Below are 25,258 nucleotides of genomic sequence, written 5' to 3' on the forward strand. Positions count from 1 at the left end.
AAAGGCGCAGCCTCCCCGGCTGCGCCTTTTTCATGTCTGCCAACTGGTGATGATCGTCAGTGAACAGACAGCATGGTCAGATCGTGCTCATAGGCATTGGCGATAGCCGCCTCGCGGCTGTCGGCCACAATGATCGGTGTTCCATCTGCGTTGAGCAGCGCCCACAGGCGAAGGCCCCGGGCGATATGCGCCGCGCCGGGGAAAAGCCGGGCAAGATCATCGGAACTCATCTGGCGCAGATAGCCCACCTGTCCGGCGCCGAGCCGTGCGAACAGCTCCGGCGTCAGGTCATGCGGGTCCACTGCGCGTTCATTTGCATCGCGCGTCATGGCGTTTTCTCCTCGATTGGGCGGCAGGGCATGCCCCCTGGAAAGTCAGTCCCTCGCGGTGATCTCGATCCGGCGCACGACACGCTCCGGCTCCGGGCGGGCAAGATCAATGGACAGCAGCCCGTCCCTGAGATCGGCTCCGAGGATTTCAATGCCCTCCGCCAGCACGAAGGCGCGCTGGAACTGGCGGGCGGCGATGCCGCGATGCAGATACTGACGGGACTTGTCTTCGGACTGGCGCCCGCGAATCACCAGCTGACGCTCCTCGACGGAGACATCCAGCTGCTCGCGGGTGAAACCTGCAACGGCAAGCGTGATGCGAATGACTTCGCCATGCTCGTCCGACTTCGGCAGACGTTCGATATTATAGGGCGGATAGCCGTCATTGGCGGCTTTTGACACCCGGTCCAGTACCCGTTCAATGTCGTCGAAGCCGAGCATGAACGGGCTTGAAAACGCTGACATTCGCGTCATCGTCAAAGTCCTCTACAAAGCGACCTTGAGAACCGGACCCTCTCTTGAGGCATCCGGAGCCGGGGTGCCAATCACCCCGCTTGACCTCAATATGGCGGCTGGCGGTGGCAGTTTCAAGCAAGGCGCAGCACCGCCCTGCACAGGGGAGACCAAACATGGCTAACAAACAGGCGGAAGATGGGCTGGCGGATGGCGCGGCAGATGGCCCCGTGACCAGAGGCGCCTACGACCGTTTCTGCGCCTCGTTGCCCGCAACAACCCACGTCATCCAGTGGGAGGGTGCCTCCGTCTGGAAGGTTGGAGGCAAGATCTTCGCCATCTGGTCAGACTGGAAAGGCATCCCCGCCGTCAGCTTCAAGTGCTCGGACATGGCCTATCAGATGCTGAGTGAACAGCCCGGCCTTGCCCCCGCCCCCTATCTTGCACGCGCCAAATGGATACAGCTGCACGACACCGGCGCCCTGAGCGAAACAGACCTCTTCGCCTATATCCGTGCCGCCCACGCCCTCGTTGCCGCCAAACTCACCCGCAAACTCCGGCTGGAACTGGGGCTGGAGTGAGACATCTCAGGATCTCGGGATGCGGGCAAAGCCCTTGCCGAGGATGGGACCTGTCGGGCGGCCGGTGGGCGAACCTCCGGCCGGTTCGAAGGTGATCTCGTAAAGCTGCTCTTCCTGCGGCTCGGGCAAACCTGAAAGAGACAGGGTTGCCCCCTTGAGGGCGTCAAGCACGCCCATGGACACCGGAGCGCTGGCCTGCCGCGGCAGGGTCCAGACCTCCAGCGACTGGCCGGCCGGCACGCGGATATCCGCCAACGGCACCACCTTGGCCTGCTCTCCGCCGAAATCCTCGATCATCACCACCGGATTGCCGCCAGCATCCATGAGAATGGCCACCACCTGCGGCTCCTGCAGGCGCAGCATGGCCGCCGTCAGCCCGGCTGCCAGCAGGACCGATGCCGCCATACCCATCAGGGCCAGCAGCTTCCAGCGGGCAGCAGCCGGTCTGGCCCGGTTATCATTCGCCGGTGGCGGAGCACCCGCAGCGCCAGCCGTGTCCCGAGGCTGGGCTTCAAGCCCCGCCTCGATCCTGTGCCAGAGCCCTGAAGACACCGGCGCGGCGGGGCCTGCCAGATCCAGTTCCAGAAACCGGTCCTGTGCTGCTCCCGTCAACCGGGCAAGCTCAGCATCGGTTTCGAGCCTCGCGGCAAAGGCCTTCCGCTCGTCATCATCCATGAGACCGAGAACATAGGCATCAGCCATTTCTGCATCCGTGAGGGGGCCGGTCATGCCATGCACTCCCGCAGGGCCAGAAGGGAACGGCGGATCCACGCCTTGGCCGTGCCCAGCGGCAGCCGAAGGCGCCCGGCAATCTCCCCGTGGCTGTAGCCGGAGACATAGGCCATCAGGATGGTCTTGCGGCGCAGGGCGTCCAGGCGTGACAGGCAGGCCTTGAGGCGGCTGGCGGTGTCGAGTTCATCGAACAGATCCGTGTAGAGCGTCTCGTCTCCATCCTCGCGCAGCTGGTCAAGGCTTTCGGCGGATGCCAGTTCTTCCCGGCCTGAATCTCGCAGGGCATTGAGCGCACGGCTGCGGACGATAGTGTAAAGCCAGCCGCGCGCGCTGCCCCGGGCGGGGTCATATTGCCCGGCCTTGCGCCAGATCTGCAGGAAAGCCTCCTGCACGATTTCCTCGGCAAGGTCATGACGGCGCAGGATACGCAACGCAATGGTGACCATGCGTGCGGCCTCGCTTTCGTAAATCGTGGCAAGCCCGTCGCGGCTGCCTTCTGCGCAGGCTTTCAACGCCTGTTCGAGCCGCTGCTGCGGGTCTTCCATCGTCCTGTTTCCCTGTTGCGGAGGCAAGAGTAGACGTCTGCCGCTCCATGGCAAGAGCAACATCACCCGCCCTCCCGTCTCTTTGACACGCCAGCGGGCCGAACGGATGCACAGAAAAATCTTCTCCGCGCTGCATCCAATGCCGGGCTCTCCCGTGTCTGGAGGGTGTGCGGCTCATCAAGGGCCGTGCATCCCGAAGATTGAGGAGATGCAGATGACCATGATCCGACTTGTGACCCTTGCTGCGGTTTCCACCCTGGCAATCAGCGGCGCGCAGGCCGCGCAGGTGGCCGGACTTGCCGGTGACAACACACTGGTGCTGTTCGACACGGCAAATCCGGGCCAGACCCGCACGCTGGACATCACAGGCGCCGGACGCCTCGCCGGCATCGACTTCCGCCCGGCCAATCAGGCTCTGACTGGCGTCACCGCAGAGAATGTAATCGTCACCATCGATCTGGAAACCGGCAAGGCCACGGAAGTGGCGAAGATGGACATTCCGCTGACGATGGGCGAGATGCCGGTCATCGTCAACTTCAACCCTGCCGCCGACCGGCTGCGCTACATGACCGGCACGGTGAATCACCGCGTCCATCCCGATACGGGCGCCGTCACCGTCGATGGCAGCCTCGCCTATGAAGAAGGCAGCATGCACAAGGGCGAAACGCCGGATATCGCCGCGGCCGCCTACACCAACTCGCGCGGCAAGCCGGAAAAGACGGCCATGTACAACATCGACGCAACCCTCGGCGCGCTGGTGCAGCAGACAAAGCCGAATGACGGCACGCTGAAGGAAATCGGCAAGCTCGGCATCGAAGGCAAGCCCGCGACCTATGCCTTCGACATTGAAGCAACGGCAGATGGCCAGAACACGGCCTGGCTGGTGGCGGACAATGTGCTCTACACGGTTGACCTGATGACCGGCGCCGCGACGAAAGCCGGCGAGATCACGGGCCTCAGCCAGCCGCTGCGTGCCATCTCGATCCAGCCAGCGATGTAATCCACGCCCGCTTGCAGCTGGCGGCAACTGCCGCTGGCTGCAAGAAGCGGTACAGACACCTGATCTGAGACGAGTGAGCCCTTGCCTTGCAGAGCATAAAACAGAGCACATTCTGTGGCTGCGTTTGCAATGAAGGTGCGCTCTACGGCAAGCTTTGCCACACTGCGAGGGCAGCCAGTCAACCGGCTGGCTGCCCTCGGCATTCAACAGACAGGAACCGGCCAATCTCATGAGCAGTCAGCAGGCCCTTCATATCGAGCGGCGGGCGGAGCAGAGAAACCTGAAGCTGCTTGTCTGGCTGCGCTGGCTGGCCATCAGCGGGCAGATGCTCGCTGTCATCTTCACGCATTATGTTCTGAAGGTGCCGCTGCCCATGCAGCAAATTCTGCTGCTGCTGGGCTTTCTCGTGGCCGTGAACCTTGTCGCCGCCTGGCGCGCCTGGCGGCCCGGCAAGCTTCTGCCCAATGCCATTTTGGGCGATCTGCTGGTCGATGTGGCGGCGCTGACCGTGCTGTTGTTTCTGACCGGAGGTGCCACCAATCCCTTTACCGGCCTTTTCATCCTTCAGGCCATTGTCGCGGCCATCCTGCTGAGGCCATGGGAGGCAGTCATCATCCTGGTGGCGACGGTGGCCGCCCAATTCTGGCTCCTGGGCAATGGCTTGCCGCTGAACATGCCCGGCGCGCATCACATGGAGCAAGGCGCAGCAGGACCCAGCCATTTTGACCTGCATCTGCAGGGCATGTTCCTGAGCTTCTTTCTCAGCGGCTCGCTGGCCGTGATGTTCATCCTCGGCATCCGCTCCAATCTGGCCCGGCGCGACCGGCAGATGGCCCGCATGACCCGGCAGATGGAGGAAGAAGCGGTGGTGCTGCGTCTTGGCCTCATGGCAGGAACAGCCGCCCATGATCTCGGCACACCATTGACAAACCTTGCCGTCATTCTTGACGACTGGGTGGATCTGGGCCCGCCGCCGGAAGCGGAGCTGCGCAAGCAGGCGCTTCTGATGCAGGAAGCCGTGACAACATGCCGGGAGAGCATTTCGCACATGCTGCGCAGCGCCGGCCAGAGCCGTCTGGAAAACTCCCGGCCAGTGGATGCCGCCGCCTTTGCCGGGCCGCTCGTCGAGGCCTGGTCAGCAACACATCCCGGTGTGACACTGATGCTCCAGGACCAGCGTAAGTCGGGCGGAGCCGTGCTGGCTGACATTCTGCTGGAGCGCGCATTGGAGAACCTTTTCGACAATGCGCGGGAAGCGGGCGCAACAGCCCTGACACTTGTGCTGGCCGATACCGGCACTGCCCTGACCCTTTGCGTCGAGGACAACGGCCCCGGCTTTCCCGCCCCTATTCTGGAAGGCCGGACAAATCGAGACTCCAGCGGACAGGCCGAACGTCTGAAACAGGGCCATGGCCTTGGTCTACTGCTGGTTCAGTCCGTGGTGCGGCGGCTGAATGGAGAGCTAGTCCTCTCCAATCTGCCCGGCGGCGGTGCCCGCGCCTGCATCACCCTTCCAACCTTGACCCGCGCGGATGCAATCTGAAGGTGCGCTTCCGGGATATCTAACCAAACAGGATTGGACAGAGTGTCCAAGGCATGCAGAAACCGGGGCGCCGCCCCTTTCTGCTTGCGGGATGTCAATTCACCAGACGTCAAAAGGCATGAACTGGCTCCACGCCCGGCAGTCACCGGGTCATACGCAAGAGGAGCCAGTCAATGGAGCTCGACATCGTTGGCCTGTCACGGCTGCAGTTCGCAGCGACGGCCATGTATCATTTTCTCTTTGTGCCGCTCACCCTCGGCCTGTCGGTCGTCGTGGCCATCATGGAGACCGTCTACGTCATGACGGGCCGCCCGGTGTGGCGGCAGATGACGAAGTTCTGGGGAACCCTGTTCGGCATCAATTTCGTGCTGGGCGTTTCCACCGGCATCACAATGGAATTTCAGTTCGGCATGAACTGGAGTTACTACAGCCACTACGTCGGCGATATCTTCGGCGCACCGCTGGCGATTGAAGGCCTGATGGCCTTCTTCCTCGAAGCGACTTTCGTCGGCCTCTGGTTCTTCGGCTGGGACAAGATGTCCGCCCGTGCCCATGCCATCGTCGGCTGGTGCGTGGCGCTGGGGTCCAATTTCTCGGCCCTGTGGATCCTGATCGCCAATGGCTGGATGCAGAACCCGGTTGGTGCCGTGTTCAATCCGGACACCATGCGCATGGAGCTTTCCAGCTTCTTCGACGTGCTGTTCAACCCGGTGGCCCAGGCCAAGTTCGTGCATACGGTCTCGGCCGGTTATGTCACGGCAGCCATGTTCGTCATGGGCGTTTCCGCCTGGTACATGCTGCGCGGGCGCCACATGGAAATGGCCCGCCGTTCCATCGCCGTTGCAGCCTCATTCGGCCTCGCCTCGGCACTCTCCGTCATCGTGCTGGGCGATGAAAGCGGCTACGAGAGCACGCTGAACCAGCGCATGAAGCTCGCCACCATGGAAGGCATGTGGGAGACGGAGCCTGCCCCCGCAGCTTTCACTCTCATCGGACTGCCCGATCAGGAAGCGCGGGAAACCCACTATGCCATCAAGATCCCCTATGTGATGGGCCTGATCGGCACCCGCTCGCTGACGGAAGAAATCACCGGTATCAAGGAACTGGTGGCAGAAGCGGAAGGCCGCATCCGGTCGGGGCTTCTGGCCTATGATGCGCTGGAGACGATCCGCGCCGAACGCAACGCCGCCCCGGCGGATGTGCGCGAAGCGTTCGAGGTCAATGGCCGCAATCTCGGCTATGCCATGCTGCTGATGCGCTATGTGGAAGATCCCCGGCAGGCCACGGAAGAGCAGATTGCCAAGGCAGCCTGGGATACGGTGCCAGCGGTGATGCCCATGTTCTGGACCTTCCGCTTCATGGTTGGCGCCGGCTTCCTGATGCTGGCCTTCATCACCCTGATGTTCTGGTACGGGAATTTCCGGGAGGCGCGTTATCCGTCCTGGGCCCTGCGCGCGGCGGTGATTCTGCTGCCGCTGCCCTGGCTGGCGGCGGAAGCCGGCTGGTTCGTTGCCGAGTTCGGCCGCCAGCCCTGGACCGTTGACGGCCTGCTGCCCACCGCCATCTCGGTCAGCCGCCTGTCCATGCTGGACCTCGCCCTGACGCTTGCCGGTTTCGTCTCACTCTACACCGTCCTGCTGGTGATCGAGATGAAGCTCATGCTGGCCGCGATCCGCAAGGGACCGGTGCAGGACGTGGATGCGACCGCGCAATGGCAGGCCAGCCATGAAGCCCGGCTGACTGGCAGCAACCCGGCCCTCTTTCCGGCGGAGTAACTCCAATGATCCTCTATGAACTGATCTCTTATGATGTTCTGCGTCTCATCTGGTGGGTTCTGCTCGGCGTTCTGCTGATCGGGTTTGCCCTGACGGATGGATTTGATCTGGGCGTGGGCGCGCTGCTGCCCTTCGTCGGCCGCACCGATGAGGAACGGCGCATTGCCATCAACACGGTCGGTCCTGTGTGGGAAGGCAATCAGGTCTGGCTCGTTCTCGGCGGCGGCGCCATCTTTGCTGCCTGGCCGCCGCTTTATGCGGTCAGTTTCTCCGGCTTCTATCTCGCCATGTTTTTGGTGCTTGCGGCCCTGATCCTGAGGCCAGTTGGCTTCAAGTACAGGAACAAGCGGCCGGATGCTGCATGGCGCAGCCGTTGGGACTGGGCCCTGTTCGTAGGCGGCGCAGTCCCGGCGCTTGTCTTCGGTGTCGCTGTCGGCAATGCCCTGCAGGGCGTGCCCTTCGAACTGACCGGCCATCTCGTCCCGCTTTACGAAGGCAATGCCATCCTGAAGCTGCTTGGCCTGCTCAACCCCTTTGCCCTGCTGGCCGGCGTTGTTTCCGCTGCCATGCTGGTCACTCATGGCGCTGCATGGCTGGCCTTCAAGGCCGAAGGCATCGTCGCCAGGCGGGCGATGGCCATCGGTTCAGTCAGCGGTCCGGTGGCAATGCTCGCCTTTGCGCTGGCCGGTGTGTGGCTTGCTTTCGGCATTCCAGCCTACAGCTACGCCGGGAACATTGATCCGTCAGGTCCGTCCAATCCGCTGCTGGCGGAAATCGTGCGCGGCGGCTCATGGCTGAATGCCTACACCGTCCGCCCGTGGATTGCCGTTGCACCGCTGATGGGCTTTGCCGGTATCGGCCTTGCCACGCTTGGCCTGCGCAAGGGGCTGGGCGGGTTCTCGCTGCTTGCCTCGAAGCTCGGCATCTTTGGGGTCATCTCCACCGTAGGCCTGACCATGTTCCCCTTCATCCTGCCTTCATCCAAGCAGCCGGGAGCCTCGCTCACGGTCTGGAATGCTTCCTCCTCGCACCAGACGCTCTTCATCATGCTGATCTGCACGCTGATCTTCCTGCCCATCGTCCTTGCCTATACCGCATGGGTCTACAAGGTGCTGTGGGGCAAGGTCGGCAGTGACGAGATCTCCAGCAATCCCAACGCCTACTGAAAGGAACGGAAGATGTGGTACTTCGCCTGGCTTCTCGGACTGCCCGCCGCCGCCCTGTTCGCCGTTGTCAATGCCATGTGGCTTGAGATGGCCGCAGACCGTGCCCTGACGGCCCGCGCCAAACGTTGATCTGTGAACCGGGGGCCGTTCCCAGTCCGGCCCCTGCGACAGGGCGCCCGATGAGCCGCCCAGGCCATCGGGCGCCGCTGTTTTTCAGGGGTCAACGAACCGGCTGTTTGGCAAGCTTTCTGGCCAGCGTGCGCCGGTGCATACCAAGGCGCCGGGCAGCCTCCGAAATGTTGAAGTCCGTTTCGGCCAGCATGCGCTGGATGGTTTCCCATTCCTGGGTGCGCAGGGAGGATACGCGCGGCGGGCTGATCTCCACCGGTTCACGCCCTGCCACATGTTCGAAGGCAGCCTCGATTTCGCGGGCGGTCGCCGGCTTTGCCAGATAATGCGTCGCGCCCAGCTTGATTGCCTCCACCGTTGTGGCGATGGACGCAAATCCGGTCAGAACGACGATGCGTGGCGCAGGAACCAGCGCGGCCAGCGCAGCGATCACATCCAGCCCGCTGCCTTCCGCAAGCTTCAGATCCACGATCGCCCGGTCCGGTGTCTGGTGCCGCATCTGCAGCAAGGCATCCTCCACCGACCTGGCCACCTGCACCCGGTAACCACGCTGCGTAAAACTCGCAGAAAGCGTTGCACCCAGCTTCGGATCATCCTCGACGATCAGCAGGCGCAGAGATACATCTTTTGATTGTACCGGCATCCCGAGTTTCCCCTCACCCCTTCATAGCTGATCTGCCACGTGATGCAGGATGGCGCGACAGATTGCAGCGCACCCGTGACGCCATGCCACGCCACGCACCGGCCTCACGGCAAGCCATCTGCCGCGTCAGCCCGGTTATCGCCTCGCAATGGAGATGAAGCATGAGCAGCACGGTCAATGGCATCGACGTTTCGCACTATCAAGGCACTATCAACTGGGCACAGGTGGCGGCAGATGGGATCGGATTTACCTTCATCAAGGCAACGCAGGGGACGACCTATGTCGACCCCATGTTTCAGACCAACTGGCAGGGCGCCAAGGCGGCCGGGCTGAAATGCGGGCCCTATCTCTTCTTTGAACCCAATGAGAGCTTTCTCGATCAGGCGGATCTGTTCATCCGGCAGCTCAAGATCGCAGGCTATGACAGCAAGACGGACCTGCCGCCCGCCATTGACTGCGAAGAGACCAATGGGGTTACCAATACCGAGTTCAGCTATGCCCTGTCGCAGCTCTTGCATGTCCTGCAGATATATCTGCGCGTGAAGCCGCTGATCTATGCCTCGCCCGGCTTCTGGAGCAGTGCCGGCAATCCTGACTTTTCGGATTACCCGCTCTGGGTCGCCGAATACACGTCTGCCCCGGCGCCCACCCTGCCGCCGGACTGGACCAGCTACGCCTTCTGGCAGTACAGCCAGAGCGGCACCGTCCCTGGCATCAGCGGCGCAGTCGATCTCGATGTCATGGGCACGGCTCCCATCACTCCCAGGACAAGGCCGGACTGGTTCTGACCCCGGACACGCAAAGGCCCGGCGCATGGCCGGGCCTTCAGATCGGTGCAAGTGCCGCGATCAGTCTTCGATGCGCTTGCCGGTAGCCTTGTCGAAGGCATGGAGATTGGCGGCGCGGGCGGTGAAGCTGACGCGCTGGCCGGTCTCGTAGCGGGCATGAGCGGGCACGCGGATGACCACCTGCGGCCCGGTTTCGCTGCCCACGGAGCCATAAAGGAAGCTTTCCGCCCCTACCGGTTCCAGCACACCGGCCACAACGTCCAGCGTCAGGCCGCCCGCTTCCACAGGCTGCTCGCTGGCGAGTGCCAGATGCTCCGGACGCACGCCGAGGATGACCTCTGCGCCTTTGCCCATGTCCGGCGCATCAAGACCGGCACCGCCCGGCAGCGACAGACGGCCATTGGCAGAAGCCGTCGTGATGAGGTTCATGGCCGGAGAGCCGATGAAGGAAGCCACGAAAGTGGAAGCCGGGCGCTCGTAAACCGAGATCGGATCACCGATCTGCTCGATCTGGCCGCCGTTCAGCACCACAAGCCGGTCGGCCAGTGTCATGGCTTCCAGCTGGTCATGCGTCACATAGACGGAGGTGGTCGCCAGCGACTTCTGCAGGCGCTTGATTTCCACGCGCATCTGCACGCGCAGCTTGGCGTCGAGGTTGGACAGAGGCTCGTCGAAGAGGAAGGCAGCCGGCTCGCGCACGATGGCACGTCCCATGGCCACGCGCTGGCGCTGGCCGCCGGACAGCGCCTTGGGCTTGCGGTCGAGATAGGCGCCGATTTCCAGGATGCGCGCAGCTTCCTTGACGCGGCGGTCGATCTCGTCCTTCGGCACCCCGCGGTTGCGCAGCCCATAGGCGAGGTTGTTGTAGACCGTCATATGCGGATAGAGCGCATAGTTCTGGAACACCATGGCGATGTCGCGCTCGGACGGGTCCACCCGGTTGACCACCCGGTCGCCGATGCGGATATCGCCGGAGGAGATTTCCTCAAGCCCCGCGATCATGCGCAGCAGGGTGGACTTGCCGCAGCCGGAAGGGCCGACCAGCACGATGAACTCGCCGTCGGCAATGTCCATGGACACGCCTTTGACCGCTTCGACGCCGCCGGCATAGACCTTGCGGACGTTATCAAGAGTGATGGTAGCCATTACTTTTCCGTCTCCACGAGACCTTTGACGAAGAGTTTCTGCATGACGATGACGACGATGACCGGCGGCAGCATGGCCAGCACGGCGGTGGTCATCACCAGATGCCATTGCGGATGCGCATCGGCCACGTCGGCCATGCGCTTGATGCCCATGACGATCGTGTAATAGGACGTGTCGGTGGTCACCAGCAGCGGCCAGAGATACTGGTTCCAGCCATAAATGAAGAGAATGACGAAGAGCGCCGCGATATTGGTCCGGCTGAGCGGCAGCAGGATGTCGCGGAAGAACTTCATCGGACCAGCCCCATCCACACGCGCAGCTTCCATCAGTTCCTCGGGCACCGTCAGGAAGAACTGGCGGAAGAGGAACGTTGCCGTTGCCGAGGCAATCAGCGGTATCGCAAGGCCGGAGTAGCTGTTCAGCATGCCCAGATCGGCCACCACCTTGTAGGTGGGCAGAATGCGCACCTCCACTGGCAGCATCAGGGTGATGAAGATCAGCCAGAAGGCCAGCTGGCGAAAGGGGAAGCGGAAATAGACGATGGCGAAGGCCGAGAGGATCGAGATGCTGATCTTCCCGATGGCAATCGCCAGGGCCATGATCAGCGAGTTGAACATCATCGGTCCCAGCGGCGGCGCACCGGCCGAGCTGTTTCCGCTTGTCATCATGGTAGTGAAATTGGCAATCGCCTCATTGCCCGGCAGCATGGGGATGACGCCGGTCATGAAGTCACTGGGCCCATGGGTGGAAGCGATCACTGCCACATAGACCGGGAAGGCGACGATGAAGAGGCCCGTCAGCAGAACAAGATGCGTGAGGACGGTCAGCCAGGGTTTGTTCTCAACCATTTGCGCCTCTCTCAGTAAGCCACGCGCCGCTCGATGAAGCGGAACTGGATGATGGTGAGCACGATGACGATCGCCATCAGGATGACGGACTGAGCCGCCGAGGAGCCAAGGTTGAGGCCGACGAAACCATCGGAATAGACCTTGTAGACAAGGATATTGGTCGCCTGCGCCGGGCCGCCCTTGGTCGTCGCATCAATCACCGGGAAGGTGTCGAACATCGCATAGACGAAATTGACGACCATCAGGAAGAAGGTGGTGGGCGAAAGCAGCGGCAGCACGATGGTGAAGAAGCGCTTCACCGGGCGGGCGCCATCAATGGCCCCCGCTTCCAGCAGCGACTGGGGAATGGACTGAAGCCCCGCCAGGAAGAAGATGAAATTGTAGGAAATCTGCTTCCAGCTCGCGGCAAGGATGACAAGGATCATCCCGTCCACCTTGCTGGTGCTGTGGTTCCAGCTGTAACCAAGCCCATGCAGCAGATAGGGGAAGATGCCGATCGACGGGTTGAACATGAACCACCACAGGATGCCCGCCACCGCAGGAGCCACCGCATAGGGCCAGACCAGCAGGGTGGAATAGACATTGCGCGAGCGGATCAGACTGTTGCAGGCCACGGCCAGCACGAGAGCCAGACCGAGCGACAGCAGCGCCGTCGAAACGGCGAAAATCGCCGAGACATAGAGCGAATTCAGATAGGTGGGATCTGCCAGCAGCCGGATGTAGTTATCCACCCCGACGAACGTGGTCTTGAAGCCGAAGGCGTCCTCCCTGAGAAACGACTGCCAGATCGCCTGGCTTGCCGGCCAGAGGAAGAAGACGCCGGTGATGGCAAGCTGCGGTGCCACAAGAAGATAGGGCAGCAGCCTGTTGGGGAAGATGGCGCGTTTTGTCTGCATGGGTCCCACCCTGAACGCAAAAAGAAGCAAGCCCGCGCGGGAAGCGCGGGCTTGCCTGCCGTTTCCGGCTTACTTGTTGGCTGCCTCGAACTCGCGGAGGAGTTCGTTGCCGCGCTTGACGAGGTCATCGAGAGCCTGCTGCGAGGTCTTGGAACCGCTGAGCATCTGCTCGAATTCTTCGTCGATGATCGCGCGGATCTGGACGTAGTTACCGAAGCGCAGACCCTTGGAGTTGACCGTCGGGGCGTTCAGCGTCATCTGCTTGATGGAGACGTCGGCGCCCGGGTTCTTCTCGTAGTAGCCCTGCTCCTTCGACAGGTCATAGGCAGCCTGCGTGATCGGCAGGTAGCCAGTGAACTGGTGCCACTCGGCCTGCACTTCCGGCGAGGCGAGGTAGCTGAAGAAGTTGGCAACGCCCTTGTACTCTTCCGCCTGCTTGCCCTGCAGCACCCACAGGGTGGCGCCACCGATGATCGAGTTCTGCGGAGCGCCCTGAACATCGCTGTAGTAAGGCAGCATGCCGACGCCGACCTTGAAGTCCTTGGCGTTTGCATTCACGGCAGCGCGGGCAGCCGAGGAGTTCATGTAGATGGCGCATTCCTGCGAGTAGAACTTCGGGGGAGCGTCATTGCCGCCGGCCGGGCCGCCGTACTGGAAGATGCCCTCGTCCTGCCACTTCTTCAGGTTGCCCCAGTGACGGGCCTGGGTCTCGCCGTTCAGCGTCAGCTCGGTGCCAAGACCGCCGAAACCGTTCTCCAGGGTGCCAATCGGCAGGTTGTGCCAGGCGGAGAAGTTTTCGGTCTGTGCCCAGGAAACCCAGGCTGTGGTGAAGCCGCACTTGGCAGCGCCGGATTCCATGATCTTCTTGGAGAAACTTTCGAGCTCTTCCCAGGTCTTCGGCGGGGTTTCCGGATCAAGGCCGGCCTTCGCAAAGACGTCCTTGTTGTAATAGAGCACCGGGGTCGAGGAGTTGAACGGCATGGACAGCATGTTGCCGTCCGTGTCGGTGTAGTAGCCGACAACTGCCGGGAGGAAGGCCTTCGGGTCGAAGGGTTCGCCAGCGTCAGCCATCAGCTGGTAGACCGGATAGACGGCGCCCTTGGCAGCCATCATGGTGCCGGTGCCGACTTCGAACACCTGAACGATGTGCGGCTGCTGGCCAGCGCGGAAGGCGGCAATTGCGGCCGTCATCGTCTCGGCGTAGCTGCCCTTGTAGGTCGGGACAACCTTGTACTCGCTCTGCGTGGCGTTGTACTTGGTGGCGATTTCCTCGAGCTTCTGGCCCAGTTCACCGCCCATGGCATGCCACCAGGTGATTTCCGTGGCCGCGAAAGAGGCGGCGGAGGTGCCCATGAGGGCGGCAGCGGCAAAGAGGCCGGCTGCGATATGACGCTTAGCCATTGGTTTTCTGCTCCCTAACAAGGAACCGCCCCCGCTCCACGAGTCCGGCTCCGCATAGCGCTTGGAACACTCGAACCGGGCCTGAAAGACGGACTTTCCGGCTGCAGTCTGTGTTTGTCCCCGCGCTTCTTATTATGTTCATATGAACGGCATATGTCGCTCATATGAACGTTGTACGACAGTTCAATGAGCAGGACAACGCCCCCTGTGCAATGCTTCTGTCACACGGGCAACAAAGGCGGGCAGCGGCCGCTGAACTCGACCCCAGAGTCCCCATCCATCAGCCCAACGCCATCAACTGTTTTGCCAGCTTATCTAATTCCACCTGTCAGATTCGCACAATTCCGCGACATTTCTTCACGCGTGCCTTATCAATTCCGTCATTCTGGCTTATCAACGCAGGCTGGCGGGGATGATCGGCAGCCGCAGATATGCAGCCAGTCCTTCCTCCCGGCAGGTAATCCTGGAGACGTCATGCATCCCTTTCTTGTCATTCTGCATCTGGCGGCTGCCGTCATGCTTCTGCTCTGGGCGGTGCGGATGGTGCGCACCGGTATGGAGCGGGCGCATGGTCCTGCCCTGCGCGATGCGTTGAGGCAGGCAAAGGGTGGACGCTTCGGTATGGCGCTTGCCGGCATGTTCCTGGCCGTCCTGCTGCAAAGCTCTACCGCCGTGGCCGTGCTGGCCGCAGGTTTTGCCGCCAGCGGGTTGCTGGGTGCCTCCATGGGTCTTGCTGCGCTTCTGGGGGCGGACCTTGGTTCTGCACTGGTGGTGCGCATTCTAGCCTTCGATCTGTCCGAACTCATTCCGCTGCTGCTGCTGACCGGCTGTGTGCTGTTCCTGAAGTTCGAGGCCCGACAGGTGCGGCAGCTGGGCCGCATCATTCTGGGCATCGGTTTCGTGCTGCTTTCCCTGAAGATGATCGGTGAGGCGACCGCACCCTTGCGCCACAGCGAGGCATTGCCGGCGGTGATCACCTATCTGCAGGGCGACCCGCTCACCGCCTTCGCCCTTGCCGCATTGCTGACCTGGGCCATGCATTCCTCCGTTGCCATGGTGCTGCTGCTCGCCAGCCTTGCCGGCGCGGGCCTGCTGCCGTTCAATGCGGCCCTGCCGATGGTTCTGGGTGCCAATCTGGGCGCAGGGCTTATCGCCGTGTGGCTGACGCGCGGGCTCAGCATCGAGGCGCGCCGCATCCCCATGGGCAATCTTGTCTTCAGGGCGATTGGCGCCGGTGCCGCACTGCTGGCGCTGTGGGCTGCCAGACCTCCGCTGGACTGGCTCGGCGCGGCTCCGGAAAGCCGCATCGTCAACGCCCATGTTCTGTTCAACGCCGCGCTGCTGGCGCTGGCACTGCCGTTTACCGGGCCGATGCAGGCTCTGACGGCGCTGCTTCTGCCCCGCCCGCCGGTGGTGGCAGATCCGGTGCAGACGCGCCCGCGTTCCGCGCTCGACCGCTCTACCGTCAGGATCCCCAGCCTCGCCCTGGCTTCGGCCAAGCGCGAGCTTCTGCTGATGGGCGAAACCGTGGAACAGATGTACCGGCCGGTCATCGACCTTCTCGCCGGAGCGCAGGACGGCCAGATTGCTGCGCTGCGTGCCCTTGATGAAGAGGTCAACCGGCGGCACACCGAGATCAAGCTTTTCATTGCCGAGGTGAACCGGGGCGAGCTGAAGCGGGAAGATGCCCGGCGCAGCATTGAGCTGACAAACTTTGCCATCAACCTGGAGCATATCGGCGACATCATCGCCAAGATGCTGCTGCCGCTGGCCGAAGAACGCAACCGGCTCGGCCTGCGCTTTTCCGACGAAGGCTGGGCCGAGATCACCCGCCTGCACGAGCGGGTTCTGGCCAACATGCAGATGGCGATGAACGTGCTGATCTCCGCCGACATCGATTCAGCCGAGCAGCTGATGCGTGAAAAGGAAGTCCTGCGCAAGCTGGAGCGTGACAGCCAGAACCGCCACCTCAAGCGGCTGCAGACGGGCAACCCGGCAAGCATGGCCACCTCCAACATGCATCTGGAACTGGTGCGGGCCTTCAAGGAGATCAATTCCCTGCTGGTCACCGTCGCCCATCCTATCCTCGCCGAACAGGGGCTGATCCTCGAAAGCCGCCTGGCGGGGCGCAACAGCCAGATGCAGGAGCAGCCGGCCTGAGGAGAGCCGGCGCCTCTACCCCTCAGAATCCTCATACATTTCAAAGAATTGTCCGCATCGCACAGACAGCTGGCGCTGCGTGTTTTCGCACATGCACAATGCAATGTTGCATTGTGCCTCAAACACCATCTTTACAATAATAATATAGTATGATTTTTTGACTTCCGGCCACGGCCATTCGTGTTCTGGGAGGAACCAATGAAATTGAAGACAGCTCTGGCGGGCATGACGATGCTCGCAACGGTCGCGCTTGCCTCAACCTCAGCGATGGCGCTGACAGTCGGCTTTTCGCAGATCGGATCTGAATCCGGCTGGCGCGCTGCCGAAACGACCCTGACCCGCCAGCAGGCGGAACAGCGCGGCATCGACCTGAAGTTTGCCGATGCCCAGCAGAAGCAGGAAAACCAGATCAAGGCGCTGCGCTCCTTCATCGCACAGGGCGTTGATGCCATCCTGCTCGCACCTGTCGTCGCCACCGGCTGGGACGCTGTGCTGAAGGAAGCCAAGGAAGCGGAAATCCCGGTCATCCTGCTCGACCGCATGGTCGACAGCGACAAGGACCTGTACCTGACGGCTGTCGGGTCCGATCTGGTGCATGAAGGATCTGTCGCTGGCGATTGGCTGGTGAAGGAAGTGAACGGCAAGCCGTGCAATGTGGTGGAATTGCAGGGCACGACCGGCTCTTCGCCTGCCATTGACCGCAAGAAGGGCTTCGAGCAGGCACTCGCCGGGCATGACAACCTGAAGATCATCCGCAGCCAGACCGGCGACTTCACCCGCACCAAGGGCAAGGAAGTGATGGAAAGCTTCCTCAAGGCGGAAGATGGCGGCAAGAACATCTGTGCGCTTTATGCTCACAATGACGACATGGCCGTTGGTGCCATCCAGGCCATCAAGGAAGCGGGCCTTAAGCCGGGCACAGACATTCTCGTCGTCTCCATCGACGCCGTGCCGGATATCTTCCTGGCCATGGCAGCCGGTGAAGCCAATGCCACCGTGGAGCTGACACCGAACATGGCAGGGCCAGCCTTCGATGCGCTGGAAGCCTTCCGCAAGGACGGCACCATGCCGCCGAAGTTCATCCAGACGGAATCGAAGCTCTACACCAAGGCTGACGACCCGCAGAAGGTCTACGAAGAAAAGAAGGACCTCGGCTACTGAGCCGGTCCTGATCAGGGGACCGGCAGAAACCCTCCTGCCGGTCCCAAGCTTCTGACCGCCCTTTCGGCGGCCAATGCCTGCGGAGCTGCGCCGTGACAGACAGACATTTCCAGACCGGGCAGCCGCATCTGCTGCAGGCTGCCGGCATCACCAAATCCTTTCCCGGCGCACTCGCCCTCGACAACGTGGACTTTACCCTTCAAGCGGGCGAGGTGCATGCCCTGCTCGGCGAAAATGGCGCAGGCAAGTCCACGCTGGTGAAATGCCTGACCGGCGCCTACCGGCGCGACCGGGGCGACATCCTGCTGGAAGGCCGCAGGATCGACCCGCGCGACACGCTGGATGCCCAGACCATGGGCATTGGCACCGTCTATCAGGAGGTCAATCTGCTCGGTAACCTGACGGTGGCCGAGAACCTCTTTCTCGGCCGCCAGCCCATGCGCTTCGGCATGGTCCACACCCGCGAGATGGAAGCACGCGCCAAGGTGCTGCTCGCCGGTTACGGGCTTGATATCGACGTGCGGCGCAGCCTGTCGGCCTATCCGGTCGCCGTGCAGCAGATCATCGCCATCGCCCGTGCGGCAGATCTTTCCGGCAAGGTGCTGATTCTGGACGAGCCTACCGCCAGCCTCGATACCCAGGAAGTGAAGATGCTGTTCGACGCGGTGCGCGGGCTGAAAGCGCGCGGCCTCGGCATCGTCTTCATTTCGCACTTCCTGGATCAGGTCTATGAGATCTGCGACACGGTGACGATCCTGCGCAATGGCCGCAAGGTTGCCACGCGCTCCGCCATTGAGCTGCCCCGCCTTGATCTGGTGGCGCTGATGCTGGGGCGAGATCTGGAGGCCGAAACGCGGGAGCGGGCCGTTCACACGGCACCGGAAGGCGAAGCTGCGCTGCAGTTCCGCCAGTTCGGCCGCAAGGGTCATGTTGCCCCCTTCGACCTCTCTGTCCATCCCGGTGAGGTGGTGGGCATGGCCGGCCTGCTCGGCTCCGGCCGCACGGAAACCGCTGAAGTTCTGTTCGGCGCCGCCCCCGCCGATACGGGCGAAGCACGGATGGACGGGCGGGTGCTGAAACTCGGCTCGCCGCGTCAGGCGATTGCCGAAGGCTTTGCCTTCTGCCCGGAAGACCGCAAGCATGACGGCATCATCGCCGAGCTTTCGATCCGCGAGAACATTGCCTTGGCGCTGCAGGCGCGGCGCGGCTGGATGCGGCCTGTACCACGCAAGGAGCAGGTGGCACTCGCCGACAAATACATCAAGGCCCTCGATATCCGCACCACCAGCCGGGAAAAGCCGATCGGCCAGCTTTCCGGCGGCAATCAGCAGAAGGCACTCCTCGCCCGCTGGCTGGCGCTCAACCCGAAGTTCCTGATCCTTGACGAGCCGACACGCGGCATCGATGTGGGCGCCCATGCGGAGATCATCCGCCTGATCGAGGATCTTTGCGCCAGAGGTATGTCATTGCTGGTGATTTCCTCCGAACTGGAGGAGCTGGTGGTCTACAGCCACCGGGTGATCGTGGTGCGCGACCGCACGCATGTGGCCGAACTGACAGGAGAGGACGTGACCCCGCACAAGGTGATGCAGGCCATCGCAGAGGCCGGACATGGACATGTGCCCGCTCATGATCAGGCCAGAGGAGCTGCCGAATGACGCCCTTTATCGAGGCCGCTGGCGGCATTGGCCGGCGCTTTGCCCCGCAGCTAATCACGCTTGCCGTGGTTCTGACTCTGAACACCCTGCTGTTTCCCGGCTTTCTCGACATCGGCATTGCCAACGGGCGGCTCTACGGCAGCCTGATCGACATTCTCAACCGCGGCGCACCGGTGGCCCTGCTGGCCATCGGCATGACGCTGGTCATCGCCACGCGCGGCATCGACCTGTCGGTGGGCGCGGTCATGGCGATTTGCGGCGCGGCGGCAGCGGCAACGGTGGCCAGCAGCGGCAGCGCGGTCACGGCCATCACCGTTGCCCTTGGGATTGGTCTGGCTTGCGGGCTGTGGAACGGCATTCTCGTCGCGCTGCTGAACATCCAGCCGATCATTGCCACCCTCATCCTCATGGTGGCCGGGCGTGGCATCGCCCAGCTCATCACCGAAGGCACCATCCTGACGTTCACCCATGAGGGGCTGATCTTCGTCGGCAGTGGCTCGCTCTTCGGCCTGCCCATGCCGGTGGTGCTGTGGCTGGCAGCCGCCCTCATTGCAGCACTTCTGGTGCGCCGCACCGCCCTTGGCCTTCTCATCGAGGCCGTCGGCATCAACCGCCGCGCCAGCAGCCTCGCCGGTGTCAATGCCGGAGTGCTGATTGTCGCCGTCTACATGATCTCCGGTTTTGCGGCCGCGGTGGCTGGAATCATCGCCGCCGCCGACATCCGGGGCGCCGATGCCAACAATGCCGGGCTGTGGCTGGAACTGGACGCCATTCTGGCCGTCGTCATCGGCGGCACCTCGCTGCTCGGCGGGCGCTTCACCCTGTTTGGCACCGCCCTTGGCGCACTCATCATCCAGTCGATCAACACCGGCATCCTGATCTCCGGCTTCCCGCCGGAGTTCAATCTGGTGATCAAGGCCAGCATCATCATCGTGATCCTGCTGATCCAGTCCCCCGCCGTCCAGAGCCTCTTCACCGTGCTGCGCCGCCAGCCGGAAAACACCGCCACGAGGGAGCTGTCCAAGCCATGACATCCCGCCAGCTTCCCCTGCTCATCACGCTTGCTGTCTTCGTGCTGGCCTATGTGATTTGCTACACGCAGTATCCGGCCATGCTGTCGACCCGCGTTGCAGGCAACCTTCTGACAGACAATGCCTTTCTCGGCATTGCCGCCGTCGGCATGACCTTTGTCATCCTCTCGGGCGGCATTGACCTGTCCGCAGGTTCGGTGATCGCCTTCACCGGCGTGCTGCTGGCCGTGCTGCTGCGCGACACGTCAGTACACCCGCTGGCGGCCTTCGCGCTGGTATTGGCGCTGACATCGGCCTTCGGGGCCGCCATGGGCGGCATCATCCATGCACTCGCCATGCCCGCCTTCATCGTCACGCTTGCGGGCATGTTTCTGGCGCGCGGGCTTGCCTTCGTGCTGTCGACCGAATCCATCCCCGTCACCCATGAGTTCTATGGAACCTTGCAGGACATGTTCATCCGCCTGCCCGGCAAGGGCCGGCTGACGCTGATCGGCGGACTGATGCTGCTGACTGTGGCTGCCGGTATCTTCCTCGCCCACCGCACGCGTTTCGGCACCAATGTCTATGCCCTTGGCGGCGGGGTGCAGACCGCCCGGCTGATGGGCGTGCCTGTGGGCCGCACCACGGTACAGGTCTACGCCCTGTCCGGCTTTCTGTCGGGCCTCGCAGGCATCGTCTTTTCACTCTACACCTCTGCCGGTTACTCGCTGGCGGCGGTGGGCGTGGAGCTGGACGCGATTGCCGCTGTCGTCATCGGCGGCACATTGCTGACCGGCGGCAGCGGCTATGTCGCGGGAACTTTTGCCGGGGTCCTGATCATGGGATTGATCCAGACCTATATCATCTTCGACGGCTCACTTTCGAGCTGGTGGACCAAGATCGTCATCGGATTGCTGCTCTTCGCTTTCATTTTGTTGCAGAAGAGCCTGGTTTGGTTTACCGGCGGAGCGGACAGGCGCATGCATCAGACCAGCTAGAGGAGGCCCCCGGAGGGCCTTGGGAACCGGACATGAACGTGATGGAGCCCAGTATCGCAAGCTTCTCCCCGCGCAACAGCCATGGGCGCGTGGTGGATGTGCTGGGCCGTGAAATCGTGGAAGGGAAATACCCCTCGGGTGCGGTTCTGCCGGGTGACAATGAGCTGGCCGAGCGGTTCCAGGTGTCCCGGACCGTGCTGCGCGAGGCTATGAAGACGCTGGCTGCCAAAGGCATGGTGCAGGCCCGCGCCCGCATCGGCACCAAGGTGACAGACCGCAAGTTCTGGAACCTGTTCGACGGGGATGTTCTCAGCTGGCATTTCAGCCAGGGCGTCGACGCGGCCCTCTTCAATCACCTCTCGGATGTGCGGCTGGCGCTGGAACCGGCTGCAGCCTCAATGGCAGCCATGAATGCCAGTGCCGAGGATATCCGCACGCTTCACCGGCTGACCGATGCCATGCGCGACGCCGAAGACGCCCGCGCCTTCGCCGAAGCCGATATGAAATTCCATCTGGCCGTGCTGGAAGCCTCGCGCAATCCCTTCATGAGCTCCGTCGGCAGCCTGATTGGCGCAGCCCTGGTCAGCATTTTCCGCCTCAGCTCGCCTGCGGGCAGCCGGGAGGGCTTTGCCGAGACCGCCGGCACCCACCGAGCCATTGCCGATGCCATTGGCCAGCACGACCCTCAGGCCGCTGCAAAGGCCATGGAGCGCGTCATCATCATCGGCCGCGACCGGGTGCTCCCCAGCGCCAGACAGGAAGCCACAGACGCCTCTGCGTGACGGCAAAGCCCCTCACAGGCGGATGACGAACAGCTTCCGGGTGGTTTCGATCACCTCCCAGATGCCGGAAAAGCCCGGCTGGATGACGAAGCTGTCGCCGGTCTTCAGATCGCGCACAGAACCGTCTGCATCCGTCAGGCGGGAATGGCCGGACAGGATCGTGCAGAACTCCCATTCATCATAGGAGATACGCCAGGCGCCCGGCGTTGATTCCCAGGCGCCGGTGAACTGCTGATCGCCATCGCGGGTCTCAAGCAGCCATGTGGTGAAGCGGGGATCTCCCGACAGCACTTTTTCGGGGGCCGGCGCATCGTGCTCCGGCGTCAGCTGATCCAGATCGAGCGGAAGAAAGTGCTTCATGCGGCCTCGCTGCATTTCCGAAGATGGTTCCGGACCATGGCACAGGACGGGAAAACGAAAAAGGCAGGTTCAGTTTCCTGAACCTGCCTCGCCGAGGTTACCCTCGAAATGGTGGAGCCAATCGGAATCGAACCGACGACCTCTTGAATGCCATTCAAGCGCTCTCCCAACTGAGCTATGGCCCCGAAACTTTTGAACCGGCTTGGGTCACCGGCGTCTGTGGAGGCGGGTTATAGAGGGGGTCTTCGAATTGATCAAGAGGCTTTCTCGAGAAAAATCAAAAACCGCCTGTGGACAACTCAACCCCTTGAAAACCCGCGCAGAAATCTGCGTATCCGTGAGCCGGCAAAGGCCCGGAACAGCAAGGGGCGAGGCCTTGGCGCACCGGTTTCCCGATGGCGCTGAAACCCCGCCCCTGCTCAAAGACTGACGAACCGGATCCCGGCGGCGGCAGCCGGCCGGGTTCCCGTTTCACCGGAGCCACGTTTAGCGGTCGGTGTCGTCGTCCATTTCGACAACGATGCCCGGAACGGCTTCGTCTTCGTCTTCCTCGTCCTCGATGAAGACATCATCGTCGGCGTCATCGTCGATGGCCGCTTCGTCGTCATCACCCAGGTCCGGAACGATATCGCCCTCGACCTCGGCATCCGCCTCTTCCAGGGAGACCAGCTCGGGAGCCACCAGATCCTCTTCATCCTCGTCTTCGTCCTCCTGCTGGACGACGCGCGAGGCCTTGGTGGCGCGGCTGCTCGAAACGATGTCGAACAGGGTGCCGCACTTGGGGCATGTGATGGGGTTGCGATTCAGGTCGTAATATTTGGCGCCGCAGCTAGGGCACAGCCGCTTTGTGCCGAGTTCAGGTTTTGCCACCGTGCTTACCCTTTGTTCGTGCTCGAGGGTTTGTCCAAAATTCTGTCTCCGGCACTTCCGGGCTGGAACGCCTCTGTCCAGTCCGCAAACGCCGGGGCCGTCTTGCTCAAGGCGCGGCCCTTAACTGCGGCGCGCCCTCATGTCAAAGCCAAATGACCGGCCTCGTTGACTGAAGCATTCTCAGGCGCTGCGCAAGCAAAAATTCGTGCCATCCCGCACTCGCGGATGACGGAGGCTTGGACCCGTGTTAGGAGTGACCACTTTTTCAGGCTCCGCAACTTCCGGAATTGACCATGTCTCACGCTTCGACGCCCCGCCCCTTGCGTTCGCGCGCCGGTTCCGCCCTCACGGGCCGCATCCGCGTGCCGGGGGACAAGTCCGTCTCGCACCGCTCTTTGATGTTCGGCGCTCTGGCTGTCGGCCGCACCACCGTGACCGGCCTGCTGGAAGGCGAGGACGTGCTGAACACTGCAGGTGCCATGCGCGCGGCCGGTGCACGCATCCTCAAGGACGAGAACGGCACCTATCACATCGATGGTGTTGGCCTCGGCAGCCTGCTTGAGCCGGAAGACGTCATCGACTTTGGCAATGCCGGCACCGGCGTACGCCTCACCATGGGCATCTTCGGCACCCATCCGATTGCCGCGACTTTCGTGGGCGACGCGTCCCTGTCGCGCCGCCCCATGGGCCGTGTGCTGGATCCGCTGCGCCAAATGGGCACGCAGGTCGTGGCCCGGGCAGGCGACCGTCTGCCGCTGTCCATCCGCGGCGCCGACATGCCGCTGCCTGTCACCTACCGGGTGCCCATGCCGTCTGCGCAGGTGAAGTCTGCCGTGCTTCTGGCAGGCCTCAACACGCCGGGCGAGACCGTCGTGATCGAGCCCATTGCCACCCGTGACCACACGGAAAAGATGCTGGCCGGTTTCGGCGCTGATATTTCCGTGACGATTGACGAGCAAGGCGCCCGCATCATCCGCCTCAAGGGCCGTCCTGAGCTGAAGGCCCAGGCCATCGACGTGCCGGGCGATCCGTCCTCTGCCGCCTTCCCGATCGTCGCCGCGCTGATCACGCCGGGTTCCGACGTGACGGTGGAAAACGTGCTGCTCAACGAGCACCGGACCGGACTCATCACCACCCTGATCGAGATGGGCGGCGACATCACCATCGAGAACGAGCGCATGGCCGGCGGTGAGCGCGTGGGCGACATCCGCGTCAGGGCCAGCAAGCTGAAGGGCGTCACCGTTCCCGCGAACCGCGCCCCCTCCATGATCGACGAATATCCGGTGCTCGCAGTCGCCGCAGCCTTTGCCGAAGGCGACACCTTCATGCCGGGCCTTGAAGAGCTGCGCGTGAAGGAATCCGACCGTCTGGCTGCCGTGGCGCGCGGGCTGGAAGTCAATGGCATCCCCTGCAAGGAAGGCGAGGCAGAGCTGACCGTGACGGGCGGCGCTTCCGGCATCGGCGGCGGCATCGTGACGACGCACCTCGACCACCGCATCGCCATGAGCTTCCTCGTGCTCGGCCTTGCCAGCGACAAGGCCGTTACGGTGGACGACGGCGCGGTGATCGCCACCAGCTTTCCCACCTTCACCAGCCTGTTTGCAGGCCTGGGAGCCGAGATCAGCGAACTGGAGGACGCGCGCGCATGATCATTGCCATCGACGGACCAGCCGCTTCCGGCAAGGGCACGCTTGCCCGCCGCCTCGCTGCCCATTTCGGCCTGCGGCATCTGGACACCGGCCTCACCTACCGGGCTGTTGCCGCTGCGCTGCTGGCGCAGGGCCTGCCGCTCGGGGACGAGAAGGTGGCCGTCGATATTGCCGGGCGTCTTGACCTTGGCCACATGGACCGCAGCGCCCTCTCCGCCCATGAGGTTGGAGAGGCTGCCTCGCGCATTGCCGTGCTGCCGGGTCTCAGGGATGAACTTGTCCGCCTGCAGCGCGCCTTTGCCCAGACGCCGCCCGGTGCGGTTCTCGATGGACGCGACATCGGCACGGTGGTCTGCCCGGATGCGGATGTGAAGCTCTATGTCACCGCCGCGCCGGAAGCGCGGGCCAGGCGCCGGACGGCGGAGATCCAGTCGCAGGGCAAGGAGGCGGATTTTGCCTCTGTGCTCGAAGATCTGAAGCGCCGGGACGAGCGGGACATGAACAGAACCGTCGCTCCGCTGCGCCAGGCTGACGGTGCGCACTTGCTAGATACGACCGGAATGGGTATAGAGACGGCGTTCCAGGCGGCTGTGGATATCGTCACATCCGCCCGGGCATCCTGATCAGGAACCTCG

The 25,258-nt window shown here is 62.8% G+C and carries 26 protein-coding genes and 1 tRNA gene; 15 read left to right on the plus strand and 12 right to left on the minus strand.

From position 1 onward, the window contains the following. Positions 1 to 56 precede the first annotated feature (56 nt). On the minus strand, positions 57 to 329 hold the full coding sequence (locus V6L75_RS05685) for a BQ00720 family protein (RefSeq protein ID WP_334250554.1): 273 nt from the start codon (positions 327 to 329) through the stop codon (positions 57 to 59). Positions 330 to 374: 45 nt separating this feature from the next. After that, positions 375 to 803 carry an Hsp20 family protein gene (locus V6L75_RS05690; RefSeq protein WP_334250555.1) on the minus strand — a complete coding sequence of 143 codons (429 nt, stop codon included), beginning with the start codon at positions 801 to 803 and terminating at the stop codon, positions 375 to 377. Positions 804 to 958: 155 nt separating this feature from the next. Here V6L75_RS05690 and V6L75_RS05695 point away from each other — a divergent pair, with 155 nt between their 5' ends. Next, positions 959 to 1,363: an MmcQ/YjbR family DNA-binding protein gene (locus V6L75_RS05695; protein ID WP_334250556.1), complete on the plus strand. Its 405-nt coding sequence runs from the start codon at positions 959 to 961 to the stop codon at positions 1,361 to 1,363. Positions 1,364 to 1,369: 6 nt separating this feature from the next. Here V6L75_RS05695 and V6L75_RS05700 read toward each other — a convergent pair whose 3' ends face one another. After that, complete coding sequence (locus tag V6L75_RS05700; protein ID WP_334250557.1) at positions 1,370 to 2,092, minus strand: anti-sigma factor; 723 nt, start codon at positions 2,090 to 2,092, stop codon at positions 1,370 to 1,372. Beyond that, positions 2,089 to 2,640 carry a sigma-70 family RNA polymerase sigma factor gene (locus V6L75_RS05705; RefSeq protein WP_334250558.1) on the minus strand — a complete coding sequence of 184 codons (552 nt, stop codon included), beginning with the start codon at positions 2,638 to 2,640 and terminating at the stop codon, positions 2,089 to 2,091. The genes V6L75_RS05700 and V6L75_RS05705 overlap by 4 nt, the downstream gene beginning before the upstream one ends. Positions 2,641 to 2,854: 214 nt before the next feature. On the opposite strand from V6L75_RS05705, the gene V6L75_RS05710 reads away from it, so the two are divergent. From V6L75_RS05710 to cydX, 5 genes are all read left to right on the plus strand, one after another. Continuing rightward, complete coding sequence (locus V6L75_RS05710; protein ID WP_334250559.1) at positions 2,855 to 3,640, plus strand: DUF4394 domain-containing protein; 786 nt, start codon at positions 2,855 to 2,857, stop codon at positions 3,638 to 3,640. Between the two features lie 229 nt (positions 3,641 to 3,869). Then, entirely contained in the window at positions 3,870 to 5,183 is a 1,314-nt protein-coding gene (locus V6L75_RS05715) for an ATP-binding protein (protein ID WP_334250560.1), read from the plus strand. 173 nt (positions 5,184 to 5,356) lie between these two features. Beyond that, positions 5,357 to 6,958: a cytochrome ubiquinol oxidase subunit I gene (locus V6L75_RS05720; RefSeq protein ID WP_334250561.1), complete on the plus strand. Its 1,602-nt coding sequence runs from the start codon at positions 5,357 to 5,359 to the stop codon at positions 6,956 to 6,958. 5 nt (positions 6,959 to 6,963) lie between these two features. After that, a complete protein-coding gene (gene cydB, locus V6L75_RS05725) occupies positions 6,964 to 8,124 on the plus strand; it encodes a cytochrome d ubiquinol oxidase subunit II (protein WP_334250562.1) in 1,161 nt (386 codons plus the stop codon). A 12-nt stretch (positions 8,125 to 8,136) separates the two neighbouring features. Next, positions 8,137 to 8,253 carry a cytochrome bd-I oxidase subunit CydX gene (cydX, locus tag V6L75_RS05730; protein ID WP_334250563.1) on the plus strand — a complete coding sequence of 39 codons (117 nt, stop codon included), beginning with the start codon at positions 8,137 to 8,139 and terminating at the stop codon, positions 8,251 to 8,253. A gap of 91 nt (positions 8,254 to 8,344) precedes the next feature. On the opposite strand, the gene V6L75_RS05735 is transcribed toward cydX, so the two are convergent. Then, entirely contained in the window at positions 8,345 to 8,896 is a 552-nt protein-coding gene (locus tag V6L75_RS05735; RefSeq protein ID WP_334250564.1) for a response regulator transcription factor, read from the minus strand. A 161-nt stretch (positions 8,897 to 9,057) separates the two neighbouring features. Between V6L75_RS05735 and V6L75_RS05740 the strand changes: the two genes are divergently transcribed. Continuing rightward, the gene (locus tag V6L75_RS05740; RefSeq protein ID WP_334250565.1) at positions 9,058 to 9,684 is read left to right on the plus strand and encodes a glycoside hydrolase family 25 protein; all 627 of its coding nucleotides are present in this window, start codon (positions 9,058 to 9,060) and stop codon (positions 9,682 to 9,684) included. A 60-nt stretch (positions 9,685 to 9,744) separates the two neighbouring features. On the opposite strand, the gene V6L75_RS05745 is transcribed toward V6L75_RS05740, so the two are convergent. The 4 genes from V6L75_RS05745 to ugpB form a co-directional block, all read right to left on the minus strand. Further along, a complete protein-coding gene (locus V6L75_RS05745) occupies positions 9,745 to 10,830 on the minus strand; it encodes a sn-glycerol-3-phosphate import ATP-binding protein UgpC (RefSeq protein ID WP_334250566.1) in 1,086 nt (361 codons plus the stop codon). Further along, the gene (gene ugpE / locus V6L75_RS05750; RefSeq protein WP_334250567.1) at positions 10,830 to 11,678 is read right to left on the minus strand and encodes a sn-glycerol-3-phosphate ABC transporter permease UgpE; all 849 of its coding nucleotides are present in this window, start codon (positions 11,676 to 11,678) and stop codon (positions 10,830 to 10,832) included. The genes V6L75_RS05745 and ugpE overlap by 1 nt, the downstream gene beginning before the upstream one ends. Before the next feature lie 11 nt (positions 11,679 to 11,689). After that, the gene (ugpA, locus tag V6L75_RS05755) at positions 11,690 to 12,574 is read right to left on the minus strand and encodes a sn-glycerol-3-phosphate ABC transporter permease UgpA (RefSeq protein ID WP_334250568.1); all 885 of its coding nucleotides are present in this window, start codon (positions 12,572 to 12,574) and stop codon (positions 11,690 to 11,692) included. Positions 12,575 to 12,643: 69 nt separating this feature from the next. After that, positions 12,644 to 13,975: a sn-glycerol-3-phosphate ABC transporter substrate-binding protein UgpB gene (gene ugpB, locus V6L75_RS05760; RefSeq protein ID WP_334250569.1), complete on the minus strand. Its 1,332-nt coding sequence runs from the start codon at positions 13,973 to 13,975 to the stop codon at positions 12,644 to 12,646. A 474-nt stretch (positions 13,976 to 14,449) separates the two neighbouring features. Here ugpB and V6L75_RS05765 point away from each other — a divergent pair, with 474 nt between their 5' ends. From V6L75_RS05765 to V6L75_RS05790, 6 genes are all read left to right on the plus strand, one after another. Next, positions 14,450 to 16,135: a Na/Pi cotransporter family protein gene (locus tag V6L75_RS05765; protein ID WP_334250570.1), complete on the plus strand. Its 1,686-nt coding sequence runs from the start codon at positions 14,450 to 14,452 to the stop codon at positions 16,133 to 16,135. Between the two features lie 198 nt (positions 16,136 to 16,333). After that, a complete protein-coding gene (gene ytfQ, locus V6L75_RS05770) occupies positions 16,334 to 17,296 on the plus strand; it encodes a galactofuranose ABC transporter, galactofuranose-binding protein YtfQ (RefSeq protein WP_334250571.1) in 963 nt (320 codons plus the stop codon). Between the two features lie 92 nt (positions 17,297 to 17,388). Beyond that, entirely contained in the window at positions 17,389 to 18,954 is a 1,566-nt protein-coding gene (gene ytfR / locus V6L75_RS05775) for a galactofuranose ABC transporter, ATP-binding protein YtfR (RefSeq protein WP_334250572.1), read from the plus strand. Beyond that, positions 18,951 to 19,985 carry an ABC transporter permease gene (locus V6L75_RS05780; protein ID WP_334250573.1) on the plus strand — a complete coding sequence of 345 codons (1,035 nt, stop codon included), beginning with the start codon at positions 18,951 to 18,953 and terminating at the stop codon, positions 19,983 to 19,985. Before ytfR ends, V6L75_RS05780 begins: the two co-directional genes overlap by 4 nt. Further along, positions 19,982 to 20,962, plus strand: a complete 981-nt coding sequence (yjfF, locus tag V6L75_RS05785) for a galactofuranose ABC transporter, permease protein YjfF (protein WP_334250574.1) — start codon at positions 19,982 to 19,984, stop codon at positions 20,960 to 20,962. The genes V6L75_RS05780 and yjfF overlap by 4 nt, the downstream gene beginning before the upstream one ends. A gap of 41 nt (positions 20,963 to 21,003) precedes the next feature. After that, positions 21,004 to 21,744: a FadR/GntR family transcriptional regulator gene (locus V6L75_RS05790; RefSeq protein WP_334250909.1), complete on the plus strand. Its 741-nt coding sequence runs from the start codon at positions 21,004 to 21,006 to the stop codon at positions 21,742 to 21,744. Positions 21,745 to 21,756: 12 nt separating this feature from the next. Here V6L75_RS05790 and V6L75_RS05795 read toward each other — a convergent pair whose 3' ends face one another. From V6L75_RS05795 to V6L75_RS05805, 3 genes are all read right to left on the minus strand, one after another. Beyond that, positions 21,757 to 22,104, minus strand: a complete 348-nt coding sequence (locus V6L75_RS05795) for a cupin domain-containing protein (RefSeq protein ID WP_334250575.1) — start codon at positions 22,102 to 22,104, stop codon at positions 21,757 to 21,759. Between the two features lie 109 nt (positions 22,105 to 22,213). Continuing rightward, positions 22,214 to 22,289 (minus strand) — tRNA-Ala (locus tag V6L75_RS05800). Between the two features lie 301 nt (positions 22,290 to 22,590). Beyond that, positions 22,591 to 22,974 carry a TIGR02300 family protein gene (locus V6L75_RS05805; protein ID WP_334250576.1) on the minus strand — a complete coding sequence of 128 codons (384 nt, stop codon included), beginning with the start codon at positions 22,972 to 22,974 and terminating at the stop codon, positions 22,591 to 22,593. A gap of 293 nt (positions 22,975 to 23,267) precedes the next feature. Here V6L75_RS05805 and aroA point away from each other — a divergent pair, with 293 nt between their 5' ends. Both aroA and cmk read left to right on the plus strand, forming a co-directional pair. After that, on the plus strand, positions 23,268 to 24,623 hold the full coding sequence (gene aroA, locus V6L75_RS05810; protein WP_334250577.1) for a 3-phosphoshikimate 1-carboxyvinyltransferase: 1,356 nt from the start codon (positions 23,268 to 23,270) through the stop codon (positions 24,621 to 24,623). Beyond that, positions 24,620 to 25,246 (plus strand): (d)CMP kinase, encoded by a 627-nt coding sequence (gene cmk / locus V6L75_RS05815; protein ID WP_334250578.1) that lies wholly within the window; start codon positions 24,620 to 24,622, stop codon positions 25,244 to 25,246. The genes aroA and cmk overlap by 4 nt, the downstream gene beginning before the upstream one ends. Positions 25,247 to 25,258 lie beyond the last annotated feature (12 nt).

Origin of the sequence: Pannonibacter anstelovis (assembly GCF_036881715.1) — a bacterium.
GTDB lineage: Bacteria > Pseudomonadota > Alphaproteobacteria > Rhizobiales > Stappiaceae > Pannonibacter > Pannonibacter anstelovis.